Source organism: Enterobacter cloacae complex sp. I3 (genome assembly GCF_014896175.1).
GTDB lineage: Bacteria > Pseudomonadota > Gammaproteobacteria > Enterobacterales > Enterobacteriaceae > Enterobacter > Enterobacter bugandensis.
This window is the reverse complement of the sequence record NZ_JADBQZ010000014.1, coordinates 122,755-142,327: the sequence shown is the minus strand read 5'-3', so window position 1 is coordinate 142,327 and position 19,573 is coordinate 122,755. Positions and strand designations below refer to the sequence as shown.

At 57.4% G+C, this 19,573-nt stretch carries 14 protein-coding genes; 8 read left to right on the top strand and 6 right to left on the bottom strand.

Translation table 11 applies throughout. The annotated features are described in order from the left end of the window. Positions 1–103 precede the first annotated feature (103 nt). Positions 104–265 carry a YlcI/YnfO family protein gene (locus tag IM271_RS13005; protein ID WP_065419814.1) on the bottom strand — a complete coding sequence of 54 codons (162 nt, stop codon included), beginning with the start codon at positions 263–265 and terminating at the stop codon, positions 104–106. A gap of 128 nt (positions 266–393) precedes the next feature. On the opposite strand from IM271_RS13005, the gene IM271_RS13000 reads away from it, so the two are divergent. The 4 genes from IM271_RS13000 to IM271_RS12985 all read left to right on the top strand — a co-directional run bounded on the left by IM271_RS13000 (position 394) and on the right by IM271_RS12985 (position 2,506). Then, entirely contained in the window at positions 394–690 is a 297-nt protein-coding gene (locus IM271_RS13000) for a SymE family type I addiction module toxin (protein WP_069733369.1), read from the top strand. Positions 691–1,061: 371 nt separating this feature from the next. After that, complete coding sequence (locus IM271_RS12995) at positions 1,062–1,547, top strand: type VI secretion system tube protein TssD (RefSeq protein ID WP_069733370.1); 486 nt, start codon at positions 1,062–1,064, stop codon at positions 1,545–1,547. 9 nt (positions 1,548–1,556) lie between these two features. Beyond that, positions 1,557–1,922 carry a tlde1 domain-containing protein gene (locus tag IM271_RS12990; RefSeq protein ID WP_072051083.1) on the top strand — a complete coding sequence of 122 codons (366 nt, stop codon included), beginning with the start codon at positions 1,557–1,559 and terminating at the stop codon, positions 1,920–1,922. Further along, the gene (locus IM271_RS12985) at positions 1,919–2,506 is read left to right on the top strand and encodes a hypothetical protein (protein ID WP_226858982.1); all 588 of its coding nucleotides are present in this window, start codon (positions 1,919–1,921) and stop codon (positions 2,504–2,506) included. The genes IM271_RS12990 and IM271_RS12985 overlap by 4 nt, the downstream gene beginning before the upstream one ends. A 32-nt stretch (positions 2,507–2,538) precedes the next feature. On the opposite strand, the gene IM271_RS12980 is transcribed toward IM271_RS12985, so the two are convergent. From IM271_RS12980 to IM271_RS12970, 3 genes are all read right to left on the bottom strand, one after another. Continuing rightward, positions 2,539–2,982 (bottom strand): GNAT family N-acetyltransferase, encoded by a 444-nt coding sequence (locus tag IM271_RS12980; RefSeq protein WP_192979465.1) that lies wholly within the window; start codon positions 2,980–2,982, stop codon positions 2,539–2,541. A gap of 357 nt (positions 2,983–3,339) precedes the next feature. Then, complete coding sequence (locus IM271_RS12975) at positions 3,340–4,338, bottom strand: class I SAM-dependent methyltransferase (RefSeq protein WP_193052698.1); 999 nt, start codon at positions 4,336–4,338, stop codon at positions 3,340–3,342. A 78-nt stretch (positions 4,339–4,416) separates the two neighbouring features. Beyond that, positions 4,417–4,941 carry a lipocalin family protein gene (locus IM271_RS12970; RefSeq protein WP_193052697.1) on the bottom strand — a complete coding sequence of 175 codons (525 nt, stop codon included), beginning with the start codon at positions 4,939–4,941 and terminating at the stop codon, positions 4,417–4,419. A gap of 117 nt (positions 4,942–5,058) precedes the next feature. Here IM271_RS12970 and IM271_RS12965 point away from each other — a divergent pair, with 117 nt between their 5' ends. The 4 genes from IM271_RS12965 (at position 5,059) to IM271_RS12950 (ending at position 8,590) form a co-directional block, all read left to right on the top strand. After that, a complete protein-coding gene (locus IM271_RS12965; RefSeq protein WP_028014996.1) occupies positions 5,059–5,784 on the top strand; it encodes a MerR family transcriptional regulator in 726 nt (241 codons plus the stop codon). A gap of 99 nt (positions 5,785–5,883) precedes the next feature. Beyond that, complete coding sequence (gene uraH, locus IM271_RS12960; protein WP_069733374.1) at positions 5,884–6,294, top strand: hydroxyisourate hydrolase; 411 nt, start codon at positions 5,884–5,886, stop codon at positions 6,292–6,294. A gap of 102 nt (positions 6,295–6,396) precedes the next feature. After that, the gene (locus tag IM271_RS12955) at positions 6,397–7,356 is read left to right on the top strand and encodes a DUF523 and DUF1722 domain-containing protein (protein ID WP_193052696.1); all 960 of its coding nucleotides are present in this window, start codon (positions 6,397–6,399) and stop codon (positions 7,354–7,356) included. A gap of 145 nt (positions 7,357–7,501) precedes the next feature. Beyond that, a complete protein-coding gene (locus IM271_RS12950) occupies positions 7,502–8,590 on the top strand; it encodes an AAA family ATPase (RefSeq protein WP_193052695.1) in 1,089 nt (362 codons plus the stop codon). 109 nt (positions 8,591–8,699) lie between these two features. On the opposite strand, the gene IM271_RS12945 is transcribed toward IM271_RS12950, so the two are convergent. Then, positions 8,700–8,975 (bottom strand): hypothetical protein, encoded by a 276-nt coding sequence (locus IM271_RS12945; protein WP_193052694.1) that lies wholly within the window; start codon positions 8,973–8,975, stop codon positions 8,700–8,702. Continuing rightward, the gene (locus IM271_RS12940) at positions 8,965–19,230 is read right to left on the bottom strand and encodes a hemagglutinin repeat-containing protein (protein ID WP_370532091.1); all 10,266 of its coding nucleotides are present in this window, start codon (positions 19,228–19,230) and stop codon (positions 8,965–8,967) included. The genes IM271_RS12945 and IM271_RS12940 overlap by 11 nt, the downstream gene beginning before the upstream one ends. Positions 19,231–19,573: the final 343 nt, after the last annotated feature.

Genomic DNA, 19,573 nt, shown 5'->3' with positions numbered 1-19,573 from the left:
TTTTAATTGATTAATCTACAACGATTAGAGATGAGTAACAATGCTGTTTATATAAACAGCACTTCACTGAAAGACTTATTCATACCAGTTATAGATGTATGCTCTATTGCTTGTTGAGCCTTAATTTACAAGCCTCCTTCACCCACTTACTAAAATTCCCTTTCCCTGCCGCCTTCTCAATCTGTTCCAAAAGCTCGTCCTCGAACCGGATGTTCTTCATAGTGCTTTTGGTACGGTCAAAATTTGGTTTCTTTTTCTCTTGCATGGTAGGTACCACTTCAGTTAATTTATCTACACGTGGTACCTACCACATGGATTTTGAATTCTGACAACGCCCAGAAGTGTTGGAGCACTAGTGGGCGTCTAACCTCACCAACTATCAAGGAGTTGATTATGGCTGATTCGCATTCTACCCCAGACACCGACCAATCCGGAACCGAGCGTTCGTTAATTGTGGGATACCGCCCGAATGTTTTCGACAAATCCACGCCGAAAATCATTCTTTCCGGCAAGTGGCTGCGCGCAGCAGGTTTTGACACCGGACAGCAGGTCACGGTAAAGGTGATGAAAGGGTGCATCGTTCTGGTGGCGTATAACGAACAGGAGCAAAGGATTCTGGACGATTACAAACGCACTAAAGCAAAGTTATGCCAGATCGAGAGCACACTGGCGAGCCTGCAATTATCATAATTGTTCCTGCTGTTATCCCGTTGGCTGCTGAGTATGCAGCCAACATAAAAAACAATATGGAATGCCAGATTTCTTCCATAACCTCCAAAAAGCAATCGAACCCAACATGTAATGCTAACTTACAAGTTCAATATTTGATGACATTCATCATTTCAATACCTGATGCTATTTTAAGTTAGCATTTATCTTACGATGGCAACGAAATCATAATTCAACGTTATAATCTTTAAAAACCCATCTGAGAAACTTATACGTCGTAAAGAGCAATTTTAAGTCCCACTTCCATATTTTATTTTCTATTTTGAAATGAAAGTCACAATTTAAATCCATAATGAAGAGTAGCTTCCCTCAGTCTATAAAAGGAGATTGAGATGGCTATACCTGTTTACTTATGGCTTGAGGATGATTCAGGCCGGAGGATTAATGGATCTGTCGATATAAAAGATCGCGAAGGCTCAATAGAAGTGATTGAATTTATGCATTCAATAGAACAACCTGTAGATAAATCCTCCGGGAAAATCACAGCAAAACGCATTTGTAGTACCTATGCATTCATGAAAGAGATTGATTCATCATCCTCTTATCTATTCAAAGCCTTGTGCACTGGACAAACACTAAAAAAAGCAGAGTTTATATTTTACAGGATCAACTATAACGGACTTGAAGAGGCTTACTTTAAGACAACTTTAGAAAACGCAAGAGTTGTTCAAATTGAACCTGTCATGTTTGATATTAAACATCCGCAAAACGAACACTATACACACCATGAATATGTAGATCTGACATATGAAAAAATCACATGGCATTACATTGATGGAAACATCATTCACTCTGATACCTGGAAAGAACGCGCTTAAGGAGAAAATATGTCTTGGGAATATGATGTAAAAGAGCATAAATTTTATCTGGACGGTGTCTACCAATTTGATGCAGATTACGCAGGAGCAAGTGGTTACAAAAACGATCCGTCACAAGAATGTGTAAAAAACAGCGGACCGCTGCCACGAGGTACCTACACTATTGGGTCCCCTCATAATTCAGCCCATACTGGGAAATATACTCTCAGCCTCACGCCCTACTCGACAAATGATATGTGTGGTAGGGACTCATTTAAAATACATGGTAAAAGCAGTTTGCACCCCGACGACTCTTCTGAGGGCTGCATCATTGCTCCCCTGAGTGCCAGAAGGAGTATCTGGAAAAGCAACGATACGGTATTGATTGTCAAATGAAGCATTTATTTTGTTTATTGCCATTACTCGTTGCAGTCAGTTCGCACGTCTCAGCAACGGAAATGACCGGCTTCGCGACCCGATATTACGATGAAGACGGCTCGCTGACGGAAATTTCAACAACGATGCCCCTTACTCCAATCATCACCATCGGTAAGAAAACCGTGCAAATGGAGGTTACTCACCTGTCAGATATCACCAGCACACCAGTCAATAAAGACAGTTCCGCTCGTTGGGTCTGCCTTCATGACAACGATGGCACAAATTACTGGTTCATCTCGGATAACGAAATGGGTGCAGGATTGTTAACTGCGCTAGTTATAGCCAAAGATGGCATCCATAACGAGTGTGCTAAAACAACGGAACCTGTCAGAGTCTCAGTCGCTAATGTTCCATTATTAAATGCGACGCATGGGAATTTAGTCGAATTGTTCGGCAAGAAAGAGATCGCCAAAAAGAAAGCGATGCTTTTTTACCAAGAGACGCCAGTACAGAACGGATTCATTCAAAGTAATACGGTCTCGTATTACTTCGATGGCGAAAAAGTGCGTGGCGTAATCATCGGGCAAATTACCAGTAACTAGCTTGCAGACGCCCTCTCCAGAGGGAGAGGGCGTTAAACCTGCCCGCCCAACCGCATAAGCAGCAACGGAAACGGATTCCCCTGCCCGTCCAGTTCCGAGCGTCCGACCTGCTCAAACCCCATATGGCGATAAAACGCGACGCCCTGCGGGTTCTGCTCATTCACGTCCACTTCGTTCGCGCCGAACTCTGCAATAGCGTATTGCAGCAGCAATTTCCCGACGCCCTTCCCGCGGCTCGCATCGTCAACAAACAACATTTCAATGCGGTTTTGATCCACGCCTAAAAAGCCGTGAATAACGCCTGCATCACCGCGGGCCATCACGACCTTGAGGTTTGGCAGATAGGCGTTAAGCAATAACGGGCGCAGCGCCGCAATATCGCTTTCCTGTAAAAAGTGATGAGTGGCGCGGACGGAGGATTCCCAGATAGCGACCAGACGTTCGAAGTGTGAGGGGAGTGCGGTTTCTATTTTCATGGGGGGATCATTATAGAGCGTGGCGATTAAATCAAGTGTCCAGAAGCATGGAGGCAATAAACTGAAGACCTTAAATGCAGTTATAAACTCTCGTACACCTGAAAGCCGAGAGCGTATCAGGGAAATGGCCCGGAAGTTGATTCAGGAAACTGGGCAGAAGATAGATCATGACAAGCAAGAATCATCACTAGGGAATGAGGACACGGAAACGAGTCAATCTTTCATGGCAGTTATTCGGTTTAACCGAACAACTGAGGAACGGTGAATATTGTTGCGGCCTGTTCCCCCCCTCACCCTAACCCTCTCCCACAGGGAGAGGGAACCGATTGTGCGGTTTGTCACCCCACACCGTTCGCGCTAAACCCTAATCTCCATCACCGCGTACACCCCGTCCTTCGGCACGACCACGGTGACGTTCTCCACCGGCACGCCCGCCGCGAGGTGAATATCCTGCAGCTGCTGCAGCGTCCTCGGGTGAATATCTTCCCAGCCGATACCGCGCAGCACAAAGTCAATGTGCGGGCTGCTGGTGAGCATGTTCGACACAATCACCGCGCCGCCGGGCTTGACCAGACGCAGCGCGCGCTGAAGGAAAATCACCGCATCGGTATCGTTGAAGTATTCGAAAATCCCCAGCGCGTCGACCAGTTCGGCCTGATGCTCGCCCAGCTCCAGCAGCAGGTCCTCGTTACGCACCAGCGTATGGAGCAGGTTCCGCCTGAGCAGCGTCAGCTGTTCGCCCACCACAATGCCTTCCTGCGCCGCCATGGTTTCGGCCCAGCTGAGGGCCACGGGGTCTTTGTCCACCAGCGTGAGATAGACCTGCTGGCCGTCAAGCTTTGCTTCGCGCAGCGCCTCCAGCACCGGAATGGCGGCGCCGCTCGCGAGGCTGACCCAGTTGTTCTCGCTCGCATTGCGAATGTATTTATCCACCAGCGCGGCCAGCACCCGGGCGCGGGAACGGACGCCAACCGCATCGTTCGCGTGGATAAACCACTGGCGGCTGTCGCTGTCCATTTTTGTTCCGTCAGGCAGGCGCTCTTCCAGCGGGTTTTGCACCACGAACAGCGCCAGCGCGGAGGGGACCAGCCGGGTGCGCCACGCGGTGAGCGCCGGACGGTTACGGAAGGCCTGTTCCGAATAGCGATTCTGCGTGACAAGCACGGCCTGCCCGCTCTCGTCGTATTCCACACGCGGCGGCCGGAGCGCTGGCTCGGCTTTCAGCGCACGGTCGAGGGAAGCGATCTCACGGGCAGCATCGTCTCTCATCGGCCACTGGTCGCTGACGCCGGGAAATGACGCGCTGAAAATCGTCATATTTTCCGGCGCATCGCCGCGAAAAGGCTGCCAGTTCATGTCGTCTTCCCCCCGTTAGGCTTTTAACCGAAGTCTATCCAGGCGAGCCAGTAACGCCCCAGGAAGAAAGCACGATTTTTATTGTTTCACCCACACCAGCTGGTCAACCCGGAACCCCAGGCCGCGCGCGGTGTTGAGGTAATCCTGCTTCACCGCATCCGGAATGGTCGGCGTGCGCGACAGGATCCACAGGTAGTCGCGGTTCGGGCCACTGACCAGCGCGTACTGGTACTTATCGTCCAGCTTAATGACGTTATAGCCGCCGTAGAACGGGCCGAAGAAGGAGACCTTCAGCGCGGCGGTGGTCGGCTCGCCGGTGAAGTACGCTTTCCCTTCGCTCTCGTTCCACTTGTTCTTCACCGGGTCGTAACCCCGGTTAAGCACGCTGATGCCGCCGTCGCTGCGCTTGCCGTAGGTGGCGGTGACCTGCTCCAGACCGCGTTCAAAGCGGTTTTCCAGACGGGCGACTTCGTACCATTTGCCGAGATAGCGGCTGGCGTCAAAGTGGGTAATAGGCTGCACGCCTTTCGGCGGCGTGGGGGATTTACAGGCGACCAGCGTCAGGGCAATCGCAACACCGGTCACAACAGGCCATAGCTTCATGAGAATTCCTTTCATTTGCACGGTTGGATGTTAAGTGTAGTGCACCGTTTTGGCGCTTCATCCCGTTCGGGAAAATTCGTAGTATATTGAGAGTATTCCTTCACCCTGGACACGGACATGGCTTACTCCATCGGCGAATTCGCCAGACTCAGCGGCATCACCGCCACCACCCTGCGGGCGTGGCAGCGTCGCTACGGTTTACTCAAGCCCCAGCGCACGGAAGGTGGACACCGCCAGTACAGCGATGAGGACGTCCAGCAGGCGCTCAAAATCCTCGACTGGGTAAAAAAAGGCGTCCCGATTGGCCAGGTCAAGCCGCTGCTGGAGCGCCCGACGCCGGGGCGGACCAACAACTGGCAAACGCTGCAGCAGAGCATGCTGCAACGCCTGCAGGACGGCAAAGTCGAGTCCCTGCGCCAGATGATATACGACGCCGGACGCGAGTACCCAAGGCCGGAACTGGTCGCGAACGTACTGCGTCCGCTGCGCAGCCAGGTCTCGGCCAACGTTGCCGCCGCCATGACCCTGCGCGCGATCCTCGACGGCATCATCATCGCCTACACCTCGTTTTGCCTCGAAGGCGATAAAAAAGCGCCGGGCGACAATATTCTGCTCAGCGGCTGGCACCTGAACGACCCATGCGAGATCTGGCTCGAAGCCCTAACGCGCACCGGGCAGGGCCACCGCATCGACATCCTGCCGGTTCCCCCTGACGCGCTGGCACCGGAGATTTTCCCGGAGCGGAAATGGCTGCTGGTCACCAGCGGCAAGCTCACCGCCGGGCGGAAAAAGCAGGTGGAGCAGTGGCAGCAGCAGGTATCGCTTGAAGTGATTATCCTCTGATAATTTTCTCCTGCGGGAATCTTCACGAAAAGTTGAATATTTTCCCGCGCCGCAGATGCTAACGTTTTCCTGTGACGAATAACTCAACAGGAAAACACCATGAAAAAAACTGCCCCTCTGCTGATCCTGGCCTCGATGGCCTTTGCCCCTGCCGCCTTTAGCGCCCCTGCCGGCACGCTAAGCGTCCATATTCTTGACCAGCAAACCGGAATGCCGCCATCAGACGTTACCGTTACGCTGGAGAAGCAGCAGCAGGACAAATGGACCCCGATTGCCAGCGGCAAAACCGACCACGATGGCCGTATCAAATCGCTCTATCCGCAGGATCAGGACATGCAGCCTGGCGTCTACAAAGTGACCTTCAAAACCGCAGAGTATTTCCACGGCAAAAAGCTGGATACCTTCTTCCCGGAGATCCCGGTGCTGTTTACCGTGACCCGCACCAACGAGAAGCTACACATTCCACTTCTGCTTAGCCAGTACGGCTACTCGACCTACAAGGGCAGTTAAGAGGCATTGATTTTAAAGGATTATAAAAAATAGTTCCGCGAATACTTGGACAAATTAGTCATGTTGTGTAAGTTTTAGTTATATGAACGGGAGGACTACACCATGACAACGAAACCTGTGCTCGGTATTAGCGGATGTTTGACCGGATCCGCCGTTCGCTTTGACGGCGGACACAAGCGTATGGGTTTCGTCATGGATGAGCTGGCCCAGTGGGTGAATTTCAGGCCCGTCTGCCCGGAGATGGCCATCGGCCTGCCGACGCCTCGCCCGGCGCTGCGTCTGATCGTCACGACAGACGGAGAAACGCAGATGCGCTTCAGCCACGCGCCTCACGAAGATGTAACGCGGAAAATGGCCGACTTTGCGGCAGATTATTTGCCGAAAATCGGCGATCTCGCAGGCTTTGTTGTCTGTTCAAAATCCCCAAGCTGCGGCATGGAACGCGTGCGGCTGTACGATGAAAACGGCAACCGGGGCCGCAAGGAGGGGGTCGGGCTGTTCACCGCCGCTCTCCTTGAAACCTGGCCGTGGCTGCCCGTGGAAGAAGACGGACGCCTGCACGACCCGGTGCTGCGGGAAAACTTCGTCGAACGTGTTTTTGCGCTGCACGAACTCAACACGCTACGTAAAAATGGCCTCACGCGCCGCGCGCTGCTGGACTTCCACAGCCGCTATAAGCTTCAGCTGCTGGCGCACCATCAGGCGGGTTACCGCGAAATCGGCCCGTTCGTTGCCTCGCTGCACGAGTGGGAAGACCTGGACGCTTTCTTCGTGGCGTACCGGGAAAAGCTGATGACCATCCTGAAAAAACCCGCCTCGCGGAAGAATCACACCAACGTGCTGATGCATATTCAGGGCTATTTCCGTAACCAACTCAACACCCGCCAGCGCGGCGAGCTGCGCGATGTGATCCTGCATTATCGCAACGGACAGTTGCCTATCCTCGCGCCGATCACGCTGCTGAAGCACTACCTGGCCGAATACCCCGACCGGTATCTGATGACGCAAAACTACTTTGATCCCTATCCTGATGATTTGGGTCTGCGTCTGGCAGTCAAGTGATGAAAAAAATGCGAAGGCCCCATTGACCCATAGAGGCCCAAAGCAGTACCCCGTTTAGACGACATCCTCACTGTCGTCTCTTTTTTGCATTTCATCTTAAAGACTGTGATTATATACAGGCTTATTCTGCAAAAGGGGCCTGCCTGTGATCCACACCCTGCACATTCAAAACTACCGCTCCATCCGCGAGATGTCGCTGGAGCTGGAGCAGCTCAATATCGTCTTCGGGCCGAACGGTACCGGGAAATCCAATATTTACAAGGCGATACACCTGATGCACAGCGCCGCGCAAGGGCAGTTTTCCCAGGCGCTGGCGAACGAGGGCGGCATTCTGAAGGTGTTCTGGGCAGGCAAAACCCGCAGCGACCAGCTGCGGCGGATGAATCTGGCGGTAGAAACTGAGACCTACGAATACGAGCTGCAGGTCGGTTTTGTGGAGAAGCTGCCGTATCCCTCACAGTTTCAGCTCGACCCGGTGATCAAAGAGGAGTCCATCTGGCTGAGCGGCCAGCACCGTCGTCCTTCGTCACAGCTGATGAAGCGCAGGAATCAGGCCGTATTTCTGAACAACGTGCATCACGAGAAAGTGACCCACAGCGGCACGCTGTACGAGAACGAATCGGTATTCGGGCAGCTCGGGGAGCCGCACCTTTACCCGGAAGTGTCGCAGATGCGCGAGTCCCTGCGTAACTGGCGCTTTTATCATGAGTTTTCTGTATCAATCGGCTCGGCGATGCGCGCTCCGCAGGTCGGTTTCCGCTCCCCGGTGCTGGCCAGCGACGGCGCCAACCTGGCAGCGGCGTTTCAGACCATCGTGGAGATTGGCGACGAGCTGCTGCTGATGCGCATCCTCGACCAGGCCTTCCCCGGCTGCGTGTTTTACAGCGACAACAGCGGCGGACGTTTTCGCATGATGATGCAGCGCGAAGGGCTGAGCAGGCCGCTGGAACCGGCGGAGTTCTCTGACGGCACCCTGCGCTTTCTGTGCCTGGCGGTGGCGCTGTTAAGTCCGCGCCCGCCGGCGTTTATCGCGTTAAACGAACCGGAAAACAGCCTGCACCCGCAGATGCTGCCCGCGCTGGCGAGCTTAATCGCCGAGGCCAGCCGCTACTCGCAGATCTGGCTCACCAGCCACTCGCCGGAGCTGGCGACGTTGATTGAGAAGCACAGATCGTTTTCGCTGTATCAGCTGTCGATGGCGGAGGGGGAGACGAGGGTGGAGAGGCTGGGGTAGTCGGTAAGAAAAAAATCGTCAGGAAGGTCTCGTTTGTAGCGAAGTTATGCCTGGAAAGAATATTTCCCAGGCATATCAAATGTCCATACAACCCGGATGGGCCTGTCAATTAGTGGCGATCTACTGAGGATGATCTTTTCGCTTTGCGTTCATCTATCTTTGCAAAGAGCCATACTCTGGCGCCTGCGGCGACGCCAACAATAGCGCTCACCACAGACAAATAACTTAATGATTTTGATGAAAAATCAATCTTTCCAGAGCTTATAAACTCGATCAGCACATTGTTTACAATAAAAATAAGTGCAAAAAAACATACGCCGTAATAAAGGGTACTAAGCAGAAAAACCAAAAACGTAGCCCGGTGAAACGTCTTTTTATTTGCCATTAACTTTATCCTTAACTTTATCGCCGATTAACTCCCCTCCCAAACCACCAATCAGGTCATTAACTTCCCCAGGGAAAGGTGCCAGCTCACCGAATTTACCGCCAGCCCATGAACCTAATGCTGAACCAATAAGCGATCCCGTATCTGGGCCATCAGTAAAGAATGCCCCTCCCATAGCTATGCCGACGTTTTGCCAGGTATTCCTTCCCGGAGCAAGCATTCCTCCTACGCCAGCACTAATGCTGCTTTTATAATCCCATGATTTATTTTCATTGCCAGGCTGACTCAGACTAAACCACTGGTACCCTCCGTTGGCGATTTCCGCAATCACTCCCCCGCCAACAACTTTACCCACGGATGCCGCAGGCCCTAAATACCAGGCAGCTCCGATCATTACCCCATCCTGGTAACCTTCGACAATCACTTTTGTGATGTTAGCGCCTTCAGGTAAGTCGCCTTTCGCCAGTTTATCCAGACCGGCCTGTTTTTCTTCCAGGGATAAGCCCTGGCTTTCAGCATACTGATTCCATGACCCCACGGCGTTCATGTAGTTATCAAGGCCGGAGGGGAGCGGAATGGAGGTTGCATTATTCTCAGCCGCGTTCTTTCCCCCTTGCGCTCCAGCAGTTGCCGAAGCCGTACTCCCTCCCGCCAATCCACCCGCCATCCCCGCCGATACTGAAGCCAGCGTAATGACCGTCTGCTTTTGATCTTCACTCAGTTTCGACAGGTCCTTCACTTCCGGATAGAGCACGCTGGCTATAGCATGCGCAGCCAGCTCCCCTGACGCGGCCCCCGCAGCTCCCGCTGCCGCGCTGTTCCCCTGGAGAGCCGCCACAGCCCCGCCCAGAATAGCGTGCGCAACGGTATTGACGGTCGGATCGCCTTCGGTAGATTTGAGCATATGCGCCAGCTCCGGTGCCGATGCCCCCGCCAGCGCACCGGCAATATTGCCGCCCGCCAGTCCCTGAAGCGCTGCCGTGGCCGCCTGGATACCACGCTGCAGATCGCTGCCGGTTCCGTACTTCACCATCTCTTCTTTGTATGCCTGGGTATTACGCAGCTTCGCAAGATAGTTCTGGCGCTGTTCCTCTGTCGCATTTGCGGGAAGCGTCTCACCGGATGCTTTCTGTGCCGCCTTCAGCCCGTTAAGATCACCCTGGGTTTTGGCAATATCCGCCACCTGGCTGCCAATATCGCCGATCATCCCGATTGTGCTCAGGCGGTTCTGCTCTTTCTCCTTGTCGAAGATCGGGCTGATGCTGTCGTTGGCATGCTCGGTGTCGCGGCTCAGATCGGCCACGTCCTGCTTCTGGTTTGCCTTGTCGCGGATGGTGAGGGAGCCCTCCGCCACAGCGGCCTGCGTGGTGCCTTCCTTATGGCCTTTATTACCCGCAGCGGAGATCATGCCGCCCGGCAGGTTGCCCTGGAATTTATCCCCGAAGCTGCCGCCGCCGCTCAGGCTGATACCGGAGTGCGAGGTTTTAAAGTCCGCCTCGTTGTGGATATCGCTGAAGCCCAGCGTTCCGGTGTCGAGGCTGTTTTTATCAGGCGTGGCGGTAGAGGCGATAACCGCGCCATCAAGCTGGGTGTGATGTCCCACGGTGATGTCGAATCCGCCGTCCCCGGCATACAGCCCGGTCTGTTCGGCCACCGAATCAAAGCGGCTCTTCATCTTGTCCTGGCTGGCGTTGATATAGCCTGAACCGGACATGGTGCCGAAGGTGAAACTGCCCCCCGCCGCAACGCTGGTCTGCTTGCTGTCGTAGTCGCTGTTGTTCTGCTGACTGCGCATCAGCAGGTCGTGACCGACATCTGCCACGATTTTATCGCCGTTAACCTGGGCCCCGTTGAGCACGGTGTCGTGCCCGCTTTTAAGGGTGACGGTTTTGCCGCTGTCGATGGTGGTTTCGGTCCAGTCGGTCCCGTTGCCTTTATCCTTGCCGTGCGCGGCGTTGACGTTGGCAAATACGCTGATACCCGCGCCGCTACCTCCGGCACCGATGCTTACACCGATACCGCCACCGCTGCTGCTGTTCTTGCCGCTGGTTTTTTGGGTATTCGCCGCGCCGGACAGCAGAATGTCGTTCTGTGCATCCAGCATGGTGTCGCCCCCGGCTTTCAGCTGGCTGCCCGCAATCACAATATCGCCGCTGTTCACGCCGTTGTTTTTACCGTTCGCGGTGATGGAGAGATTGTTGCCTGCGTTCAGCGTGCTGCCTGCCACCGCATCACTCTCAGCGTGCTGCTGTGATTTCGACTTCTGGGTCGTCAGCGAGAGGCTCACACCCATTGCGTTCGGGTCGCCGGTGGTTGCCGCCATATCCGCTGCCTGCCCGGCCTGCACGCCGGACAGCACCGTTTTGGTGGCCTGAAGGGCTTTCAGGCGGCCGTCACTCTGCTCTTTGGTCTCCTGCGCCGCGCTCACGGCATTGTTAATAGCGCTACCGACGGTGCCGGAGAGCGCCACGGTTAGCCCGCTTTTCTTCTGCTCAAAGGTTTCATCCCGGGTGCGCTTGTCATGCCCCGGTTCGATGATGACGCTGTCGCCGCTGAGGCTTAAATCCTTCCCGGCGATAAGATCCGCGCCGCCAATGTGGGCCTGGTTTCCGGCAGAAATCGCGACGTTACCGCCCGTCGACCCCACCGTACTGAAGCTCTGGCTCTGGGTGGTGCCCTTCTCACGGAGATCGTGCGTGCTTTTGCTGCTGCCGATGGTGAAGCCAATCCCGCCCGTGCCCATCAGGCCGGATTTTTTCTCTTCCTTAAAGCGCCAGGAGGTGTCGCTGTTGGTGGCCGCCACGATATCGACGTTGTTGCCCGCCTTAAGCTGCACATCTCCATCGCCCGCCACGGCGGAACCGTTCACCAGCAGGTTATTGCCCGCCACCACCTGCACGCTGTCGCCGCTCAGCAATGAGCCGGATTCACGCGTCGCGCTGTTCTCCTCGATGGTGTGAGTGGTTTTCTTGCTCAGGAAACCTTTCTTGGTTTTGGTCTCCTCTTTGTAGTGATAATCGCTTTCGGTTGCGGTATCGAGACTGACGTCGCGGCCTGCCGCCACGCCGATATCGCCCTTCGCCGTCACCTGCGCGGCTTCGGTGGTGACATCGCGCCCGGCGAGGATCTGCGTATTCGCCCCGCTGGCGATCTCGGTTCCCTGCTGACGTACCGACTCGTTAATAACGGTTTTCTTCCCAGATCTATAACTGTCGCCCTGCGTGGATTCTTCCGCAGCCAGATTCACGTCGCGACCCGCCTGCAGCCCGACGTTTTTCTCCGCCGCCAGCGCGGCGGCCTGGGCATTGATATCCTGCCCGGCCTTCAGTACCAGGTTATCGCCTGCGGAAATCGTGGTACGGTCAAGCCCGGTGCTGTGGGACTCACTTTTCCCTTTACGGCTGCTTTCGCTGGTCTGTGCCGCGTTCAGGTTGAGATCGTTGCCCGCGCTCAGCCCCGCGCTGCCGCCCGCCTTCAGGTCGCTGGCGGTCACGTCAAGGTTGTGTCCGGCATTCACCAGCAGGTTGCCGCCTGCGGTGACGTTACTGCCCTGATACGTGACGGATGAGCGGCTGGTTTTCTCCCGGCTGGAACTGTACGCGTCGTTGATCTGATTCGCGTTGACGGCAATATCGCCCCACGCGTTCAGCAGCATGTCGCCGCCGGAGGCGAGGTTCGCCCCGGTCACGGTGATGTTTTTCCCCGCCTCAAGCGACAGGCCATCCTGCGCGGTAATGGACGCCGTGTTGCCCAGAAGCGTGTCTTTCAGGCCAATGTTGCTGTATTTCCCTTTGGCGTTGATATCAATCTGTTCAACCTGGGTCAGGTTGTTGATGCTGCCGTCCAGGCTCTCCAGCGCGACCGTTTTACCGCTGATGGTGGAGCTGATGTTATTGATATCGCCGATGGCGCTCAGGTTCAGGTCGCCGCCCGCTTTCATCAGGCCGCTGTTGAGGTTGCTGATGCTGTTCTGGCTGTCGAGCGTCAGGCTGTTATTCGCCAGCAGCGAGCTGCCGCTATTGGTGATGCTGCCGCCCTTCAGGGTGACGTTGTTGCCCGCGATCACGCTGCCGTTATTGACGGTGACGTCCTTCGGCGACAGGTAGAGTTTCGGCACCATCACCGTTTCGCCGTTGACGGTGGCTTTCTCCCACCACAGCAGGCTGTGGTCTAGCGCGGCAATCTGATCGGCGGTCAGCGAGACGCCAAACTGCAGGCCCAGCGACTGCTGCGCCGCCGCGGCGTTGTCCATCAGATAGCGCATCTGATCCAGATCGGAGCCGATGCCGTTCAGGTAGCGGTTGCCGGTCTGGTTGAGCACCACGTTGGAAACATAGCGGGTATCGAACGCCGCATCGCCCAGGAAGCGGTAATCGTAGTCCGGGTTCAGGTTGAGGCGGCCGAGCATGTAAGACGAGCCGAGGAACTGCTTCTCGTCGGTAAATGCCAGCCGCGTCTCCTGCGGCGCACTGGACGACGGCTTGACCCCGAGCATGGCGTTCAGATCGGCAAACAGGGCGGGATCGAGCTGCCCCAGGCCGTTCAGTTTCGGGTTGATGTTGATCAGGTACGGGCTTTTTGGGTTGTCAGAGAAGACAAAATAGCCGTTGTTGCCCGACGGCAGCGGGTAAGCGCTGGTATCGACGCGCTGGCCCTGATAATGCCCGACAGCCCCGCCCTGAGCGGTTTTGAGATCGGCGGTGGTGGCCCCGGCGTTCGCCAGTGCACCCAGTTGGCCGAGGTTGGCGTTGCCTTTCTGCGTGGTGGCAATGTTGCTGAGAGACGTGCCGGACGTGCCGCTGTTTTCCAGCGCCCCGCCGCCGTTAAGCTGCTGTAGCGCACCCTGGAGCTGATCGTTCCACTGCGGCGAATTCACCGCCACGGTGCCGGTATTGCTTAGCCCCTGTTTTTGCACTCCGCTGCCGATAGTCTGGTTACTGAGGGTGTTCAGGGACGGTGTGGAGATAACGTTGCTGACGCCGCCCGCGTTAGCGGTGGTATTGGTGTTGCTGATGTTACTGGTGAAGTTTGCGGTGACGTTGCCGCCCGCCTGGATGACGGCGCGGAATGTTTCACCATTTTCACTTTCTGTGACATGCCCATCTAATACATAGGTTACGTCATTGTCGTAGTAAGTATTGCGATGGGTTGGAGAGTAGGAGCCAGGAGAACCCCCGCCATATGAGGGGCTGACATATTTATATACAGCATATTCTGTATAAGTTCCGCTCTGATAGCTCTGATTATTCAGCGTGTTTCCTGCAAGCGTAATATTGCTATTCGCCAGGATTGCACTCGCCTGATTGTTCAACTCTGCGGCAGTGATAGTCAGGTTACGCCCTGAAGAAATACGAGCGCTTCCACCTTCAGCATTTACAACCTGTGCTGTCTGATTCAACGCATATTTACGCGTTTCATAACCTGTAATCGGTCTGTAGTAGTAATGCGTGTCCTCATACATGAAACAGGGAACTCCCCCGCATGTACCTGAACCATCATGGGTATAAGTGCTGTAGCTATCCTGAACAAGCGTATCGATTCCGAGAACCGACACGGGTATGTCTACAGTTGCCTGACCTACCCAGTCATAAGCAGGCGACGAACTGGTGGTTGTGGATGTTGCTAATCCGGCACGTTGATTGAGCAAATTAGCGGTTTTAACAGTAATATCACCATTCTGCGTCTCAATATTCCCCGACGTGTTTACCACCTGGCTGTTGGCATTCCCCGCCGCATCCCGCTGCATCCACAGGTTGTTCCCCGCCATAATGTCGCCGCGCTGGTTGGTGATGCTGTCGGCAAACAGCGCCAGGTTATGCGCCGCGTACAGCAGCGCGGTATTGACGATGGAGCCCGGCGCGCTGAGGGTCAGCGAGCCGCGCGTGCCGGTGAAGCCGTCGACGGTAATATTGCTCCGGCTGGCAACGGTAATGTCGCCCCCGCCCTGCACCGAGCCCGCAGCGTTCAGCGCCACGCTGCTGCCGGAGAGGGTGCTGGCACCAGCGCCGGTAGTAATTTGTCCGTTATTGCTAAGCTGCCCGCCCGCATTGAGGTTGACAGCATGCCCCTGCAGCACGCTGCGGTTATCGATGTCGCTACCGCTGTTGATGGTCAGGGTTCTGCCCGCCGCCACGGCGGTTTTGCTGGTAAACGCGTTCGTCAGCTGCAGCGTTAAATCACCCAGAGAGACCAGCTGACCAACGACGTCCAGCCCCTTGCTCTGCAGCCACAGGTTGCCGCCGCTCAGCAGCTTGCCGCCCGCGCTCTGGGTCACCTGGTCGGCATTAATGTTTAGCTGCGCGTTGCCGAGCAGCGTGCCGCTGTTGTTCAGCTGACCGTAGTTAACCGTCAGCTCTCCCGCCTGGGTGGTGCCCTGGCTGGCAAGCGTGGTGCCGGTCAGCGTGGCGCGATCGGCCACCCACGTACCGCCGTTGGTGGCGCTTGCCGCATTAAGAATAAGGTCGGTGGCCTGCAGCCAGCCGGTGCCGGTGAACTGCGGCGTGCCGAGCGTCAGGCGAGCGCCGGAAAGCAGCCTGCCATCATTACGCGCCTGCGAGGAGGCGGTCACGCGCGTCTCGCCGCCGCCCTGGATCAGGCCGTAGTTAAATAATGTGGGTGTGGTCAGCGTCAGGCCATCGCGGCTGACGATTTCGCCCCCGCCGTTGTTGGTCAGCGTCCCGCTGAGAGCCAGCGTCGCGCCGTTATCGCCCTGCAGACGTCCGCCGTTGGTGAGCGCCCCGGTGGTGATACCGAGCGTGCCCCCCTGAATCTTCCCGTCACTGGTAACGGACGCCGCCGTGACGTTCAGCGCCCCACCGGAGAGCAGGGTTCCGGATGACTGTTGGCTCACCGCGCCGGTCTGGCTGAGGGTCAGACCATTCACGCCGCTGATGGCGCCGCTGTTGCTAAGCGTGCCGCTTTTCAGCGTCAGGTTTTTCGCCGCCCATTGCCCCTGGTTCACCAGCGTGGCAGCCTGCAGCGTCGCGCTGCCCAGCGCGGTAATCTTGCTGCCTGCGGTCCCGGTGAGCGTGTCGGCCAGCGTCATCTGCAGCGCGTCGGCGCTCTGCACCGCGCCGCTGTTGGTGAGCGACTGGCCGTTAAGCAGAATGTTTTGTGCCTGCCAGCTTCCGGCGTTGGTTACCGCACCGGACGTTATCGTCAGGGTGCCCTGGGTGAGCAGCTTGCCGCCTGCGCCGTTAATAAGTTCCTGCTGGGGCGCGGCCATCGCCATGCGCGCCATCAGCCGCTGCTGCCCCTGCAGGGTCAGGCTCTGCAGGCCGGTTAAAGTGCCCTGGTTGTTAATGCTGCTCTGACCCAGCGTGAGGCTATTCCCCTGCACGGTGCCGCTGTTTTTGAGCGTGCTGCCGCCGAGCGTGACGTTATCCTCGCTGAGAAGCTGCCCGCGGTTATCCAGCGTCCGGGCGGTGATGTCCGCCCCGCCCTGGCTCATCAGCGAGCCGGTTGAGGTCAGCGTACCGCCTGCGTTTGCCGTCAGCGTTCCCTGGCTGAGCAGCGACCCGCTGTGCGACCAGTCGGTAGCGCGTATGTCTGCGCCGTTCCCCTGCAGCGTGCCCTGGGTGGTCAGCTGGTCTGCGTCCAGCGTCAGCATGCCGCCGGAAAGCGTGCGCGAGTTTGCCCCGGTGGTCAGCGTGGTGCCGGTGAGCGCCAGGCCGTTCATTCCCTGCATCAGCCCGCCGTTGTTGAGATCGCGAGCGTTGAGGGACAGCGTGCCGCCCATGATGCGCCCCGGGTTCGCCAGGGTATCCGCGTTGAAGGTCGTTGCGCCGCCGCTCTGCAGCAGCCCGGTATTCGTTAACGTCCCGCTGAGCGTGCCGCTGAGCCCCATCAGCCCGTTCACCGTGCCGCTGTTGCTCAGGGTGCTACCCGTCATGCCCAGCGTACCGCCCTGTAGCGTACCGGCGTTCATCAGCTGTCCGCCCTTCAGCGTGAAGCCGCCGCCGGAGAGCCATTTGCCGTTCAGCTCGTTGATAAAGCTATCGGCGGTGGCGTTAACGGCGTTGCTGCCCTGCATCAGGCCGCTGTTGCGCAGCTCCGCTGCGCCTGCGGTCAGCGTTTTGCCCGCCGCCGTGCCGCTGTTGGTCAGCGTCGTTGCGTTAAGGGTGACATCGTCAGTGGCAACGAGGTTCCCCGTATTTGTCAGGGTGTTGCTCATGCCAAGATCCAGGCTCTGCGCCTGAATATCACCCTGGTTCGTCAGGTCACTTCCCCGAAGGGTGAACCCGCCGTCCACCAGCAGCAGACCGGCGTTATCAAGCGTGGCGAGGTTTAAATCCAGGTCGCTGCCGCTCACCAGCTGTCCGGTATTCCTGTTGCTCAGCGCGCGGGTGGTCAGCGACAGCGCGTCGTTACCCTGCAGAATGCCGGAGTTGGTCAGCTGCGCGGCGTTCACCGCCAGCGCTTTCCCGGCCAGCTGGCCGTCGTTAAACAGCTGCGCCGCCGTCAGCGTAAACAGGTTCTGGCTGAGCAGAGCCCCTTTGTTGTCCAGCCTGCCGGTCGCGGCAAGCGTCAGGGCATCCAGCGTCTGAACGCTGCCCTGGTTGCTCAGGTTTTCTGCGCCAAGCGTCGCGCTGCGCCCTTGCAGGCTGCCCGCATTGCTGAGAGTTTTTCCGCTCAGGGTCAGGGTCTCGCCGCCCGTCACCTGCCCCTGAGTCTGGTTCACGAAGGTATCGCCGGACCAGGCCAGCGTGCCGCTGCCCTGAAGCAGGCCGCTGTTCTGCAGGTCGCCACGCAGGGTCAGCACTTTCGCCAGCAGCTGGCCCCGGTTATCGGTGCTGCCGGCCTGCACATCCACCGCCTGCTGGCTGAGCACCTTGCCGCTGTTAGTCAGCGCGCCGGTCACTGCCGCCGTCACGCCCGTTTCCCCCAGCGCATTACCGGTATTGATCCACTCGCCGGTGGCCAGGTTCAGGGTATTACCCTGTAGAAGCCCGGCGTTGTTTAACGTGGTGTGGTGCAGTTCGAGCGCGCCACCGGAGAGCAGCATGCCCGACTGCTGGTTGCTGAGCTGCGCCCCCGTCGCCGTCAGAGAATGGGTTCCCTGCAGCGTGCCGCCGTTGGTGATTGCCGCGCTGTTGAACCGGGCGTCAGTGCCCGCCATCAACCCGCTGTTCGTCAGGCTGGCGGCATTCAGGGTCAGGCCGTCACGGGCAATCACCCGGCCGTCGGCATCGTTGGCGGCCTGGCGGGTCAGGTTCAGCAGCAGCGCGGTGGCGCTGAGTTCGCCGCTGTTGGCAAGCGTGTCGCCGTTAAGCGTCAGCGTTCCGCTGCTGCGCAGCGCACCACGGTTAGTAATGTCTGCCACGCCAAGCGTCAGGGTATCTTCCCCCTGAACGGTGCCCTGGTTTTGCAGGCTGTTCGCCGTCATGTGCAGGTCGCTGGCCGCAATATTGCCCGCGTTGACCAGCGTGGTGCCGTTCAGCGTGATCCGCTCGTCCGCCAGCAGGCGTCCGCTGTTGCTCAGGTTGAGATAATCGCTGCTCAGACTGACGCCGTTGATTTCACCCTGGTTTGTCAGCGTGTCGCCTTTAATGCGCAGCGTGCCGTCGGTGGTGATAAGCCCGCTGTTATTCAGCATCGGGATATTCAGCGTTAAATCCTGCGAACTGTAGAGCGAGCCTCCGGTCAGGTTCGCGAGCGATCCGGTCTTCAGATTGAGCAGGGTGGTTCCCTGCAGCAGGCCGCCGTTCTCCACCGACGCACCGTCCAGCGACAGGCTATCGGCCACCAGCGAACCGCGGGTGGTGATGCGGTCGGCTGCCGTCAGGGTCATGCGGTCCGCTTTTGCGACGCCGGAGTGGAGGATGTTCTGTCCGCTGAGGCCGATCGTACCGGCGGCAAGCTCCCCGCTGCTGGTCAGGTCGTTGGTCGCATTAAAATTCAGGGTGTTACCGGTGGATTTCCCGGCGTGCACCAGCGTGCCCGCGGTCACCGACAGTGCCCCTTTCGCCGCCAGGGTGCCGTTCAGCGTCGCATTCTGCGCCTGAAGGGTAAGCGCCTGCCCGCTCTGCAGGCGGGCATCCCGATCGGTGATCAGATCGCTGGTGGAAACGGTTAATGCTCCCGCCGCGTCCGTCTGCCCGTTCAGGCTGGCGCTGCGGGTCGCGGTAAGCTGGACGTTGCCCTGGCTGGTGGTACGGGATGCCTGACCGCTGGTCAGGGTATCGGCCTGCGCCGTCAGCGCCGTCGCGCCGGACAGGATGCCATTTTGTTCAAGAGAGCCTGCGGTCACGTTCATCGCGCCGTCAGCCAGCAGGCTGCCGCCGTTACGCAGGGTTTGCTGCGCCGTGACGTTCGCATCGCCTTTCGCGCTCAGCGTGCCCTGCTGCTCCAGGGTATCGGCGTTTAACGCCAGCGTTCCCGCGCTCTGCAAAGTGCCGTTATTGGTGACCGTCTGCCCCAGTAAAGTAATGTCGTTACCCTGAACCGTGCCGCCGTTCGTCAGGTCTCGGGCGTTCACATCCAGATGGCCTTTCGCCGCCAGCTGGCCGCCGTTTGACACCCTGTCGCCGGAGAGCGCAGCGTCGCGCCCCGCGTTCACCTGTCCCAGATTACTGACGGTGCCGCCCGTCAGGCGGATA

What these genes read in the sequence shown, in the direction of transcription:
- IM271_RS13005 (WP_065419814.1), bottom strand. Translation starts at nt 265, where the DNA reads ATGCAAGAGAAAAAGAAACCAAATTTTGACCGTACCAAAAGCACTATG.
- IM271_RS12965 (WP_028014996.1), top strand. Translation starts at nt 5,059, where the DNA reads ATGGCTTACTCCATCGGCGAATTCGCCAGACTCAGCGGCATCACCGCC.
- IM271_RS12945 (WP_193052694.1), bottom strand. Translation starts at nt 8,975, where the DNA reads ATGGCAAATAAAAAGACGTTTCACCGGGCTACGTTTTTGGTTTTTCTG.
- IM271_RS13000 (WP_069733369.1), top strand. Translation starts at nt 394, where the DNA reads ATGGCTGATTCGCATTCTACCCCAGACACCGACCAATCCGGAACCGAG.
- IM271_RS12975 (WP_193052698.1), bottom strand. Translation starts at nt 4,338, where the DNA reads ATGAACTGGCAGCCTTTTCGCGGCGATGCGCCGGAAAATATGACGATT.
- uraH (WP_069733374.1), top strand. Translation starts at nt 5,884, where the DNA reads ATGAAAAAAACTGCCCCTCTGCTGATCCTGGCCTCGATGGCCTTTGCC.
- IM271_RS12955 (WP_193052696.1), top strand. Translation starts at nt 6,397, where the DNA reads ATGACAACGAAACCTGTGCTCGGTATTAGCGGATGTTTGACCGGATCC.
- IM271_RS12995 (WP_069733370.1), top strand. Translation starts at nt 1,062, where the DNA reads ATGGCTATACCTGTTTACTTATGGCTTGAGGATGATTCAGGCCGGAGG.
- IM271_RS12970 (WP_193052697.1), bottom strand. Translation starts at nt 4,941, where the DNA reads ATGAAGCTATGGCCTGTTGTGACCGGTGTTGCGATTGCCCTGACGCTG.
- IM271_RS12980 (WP_192979465.1), bottom strand. Translation starts at nt 2,982, where the DNA reads ATGAAAATAGAAACCGCACTCCCCTCACACTTCGAACGTCTGGTCGCT.
- IM271_RS12940 (WP_370532091.1), bottom strand. Translation starts at nt 19,230, where the DNA reads ATGAACGTGACCGCAGGCTCTCTTGAACAAAATGGCATCCTGTCCGGC.
- IM271_RS12990 (WP_072051083.1), top strand. Translation starts at nt 1,557, where the DNA reads ATGTCTTGGGAATATGATGTAAAAGAGCATAAATTTTATCTGGACGGT.
- IM271_RS12985 (WP_226858982.1), top strand. Translation starts at nt 1,919, where the DNA reads ATGAAGCATTTATTTTGTTTATTGCCATTACTCGTTGCAGTCAGTTCG.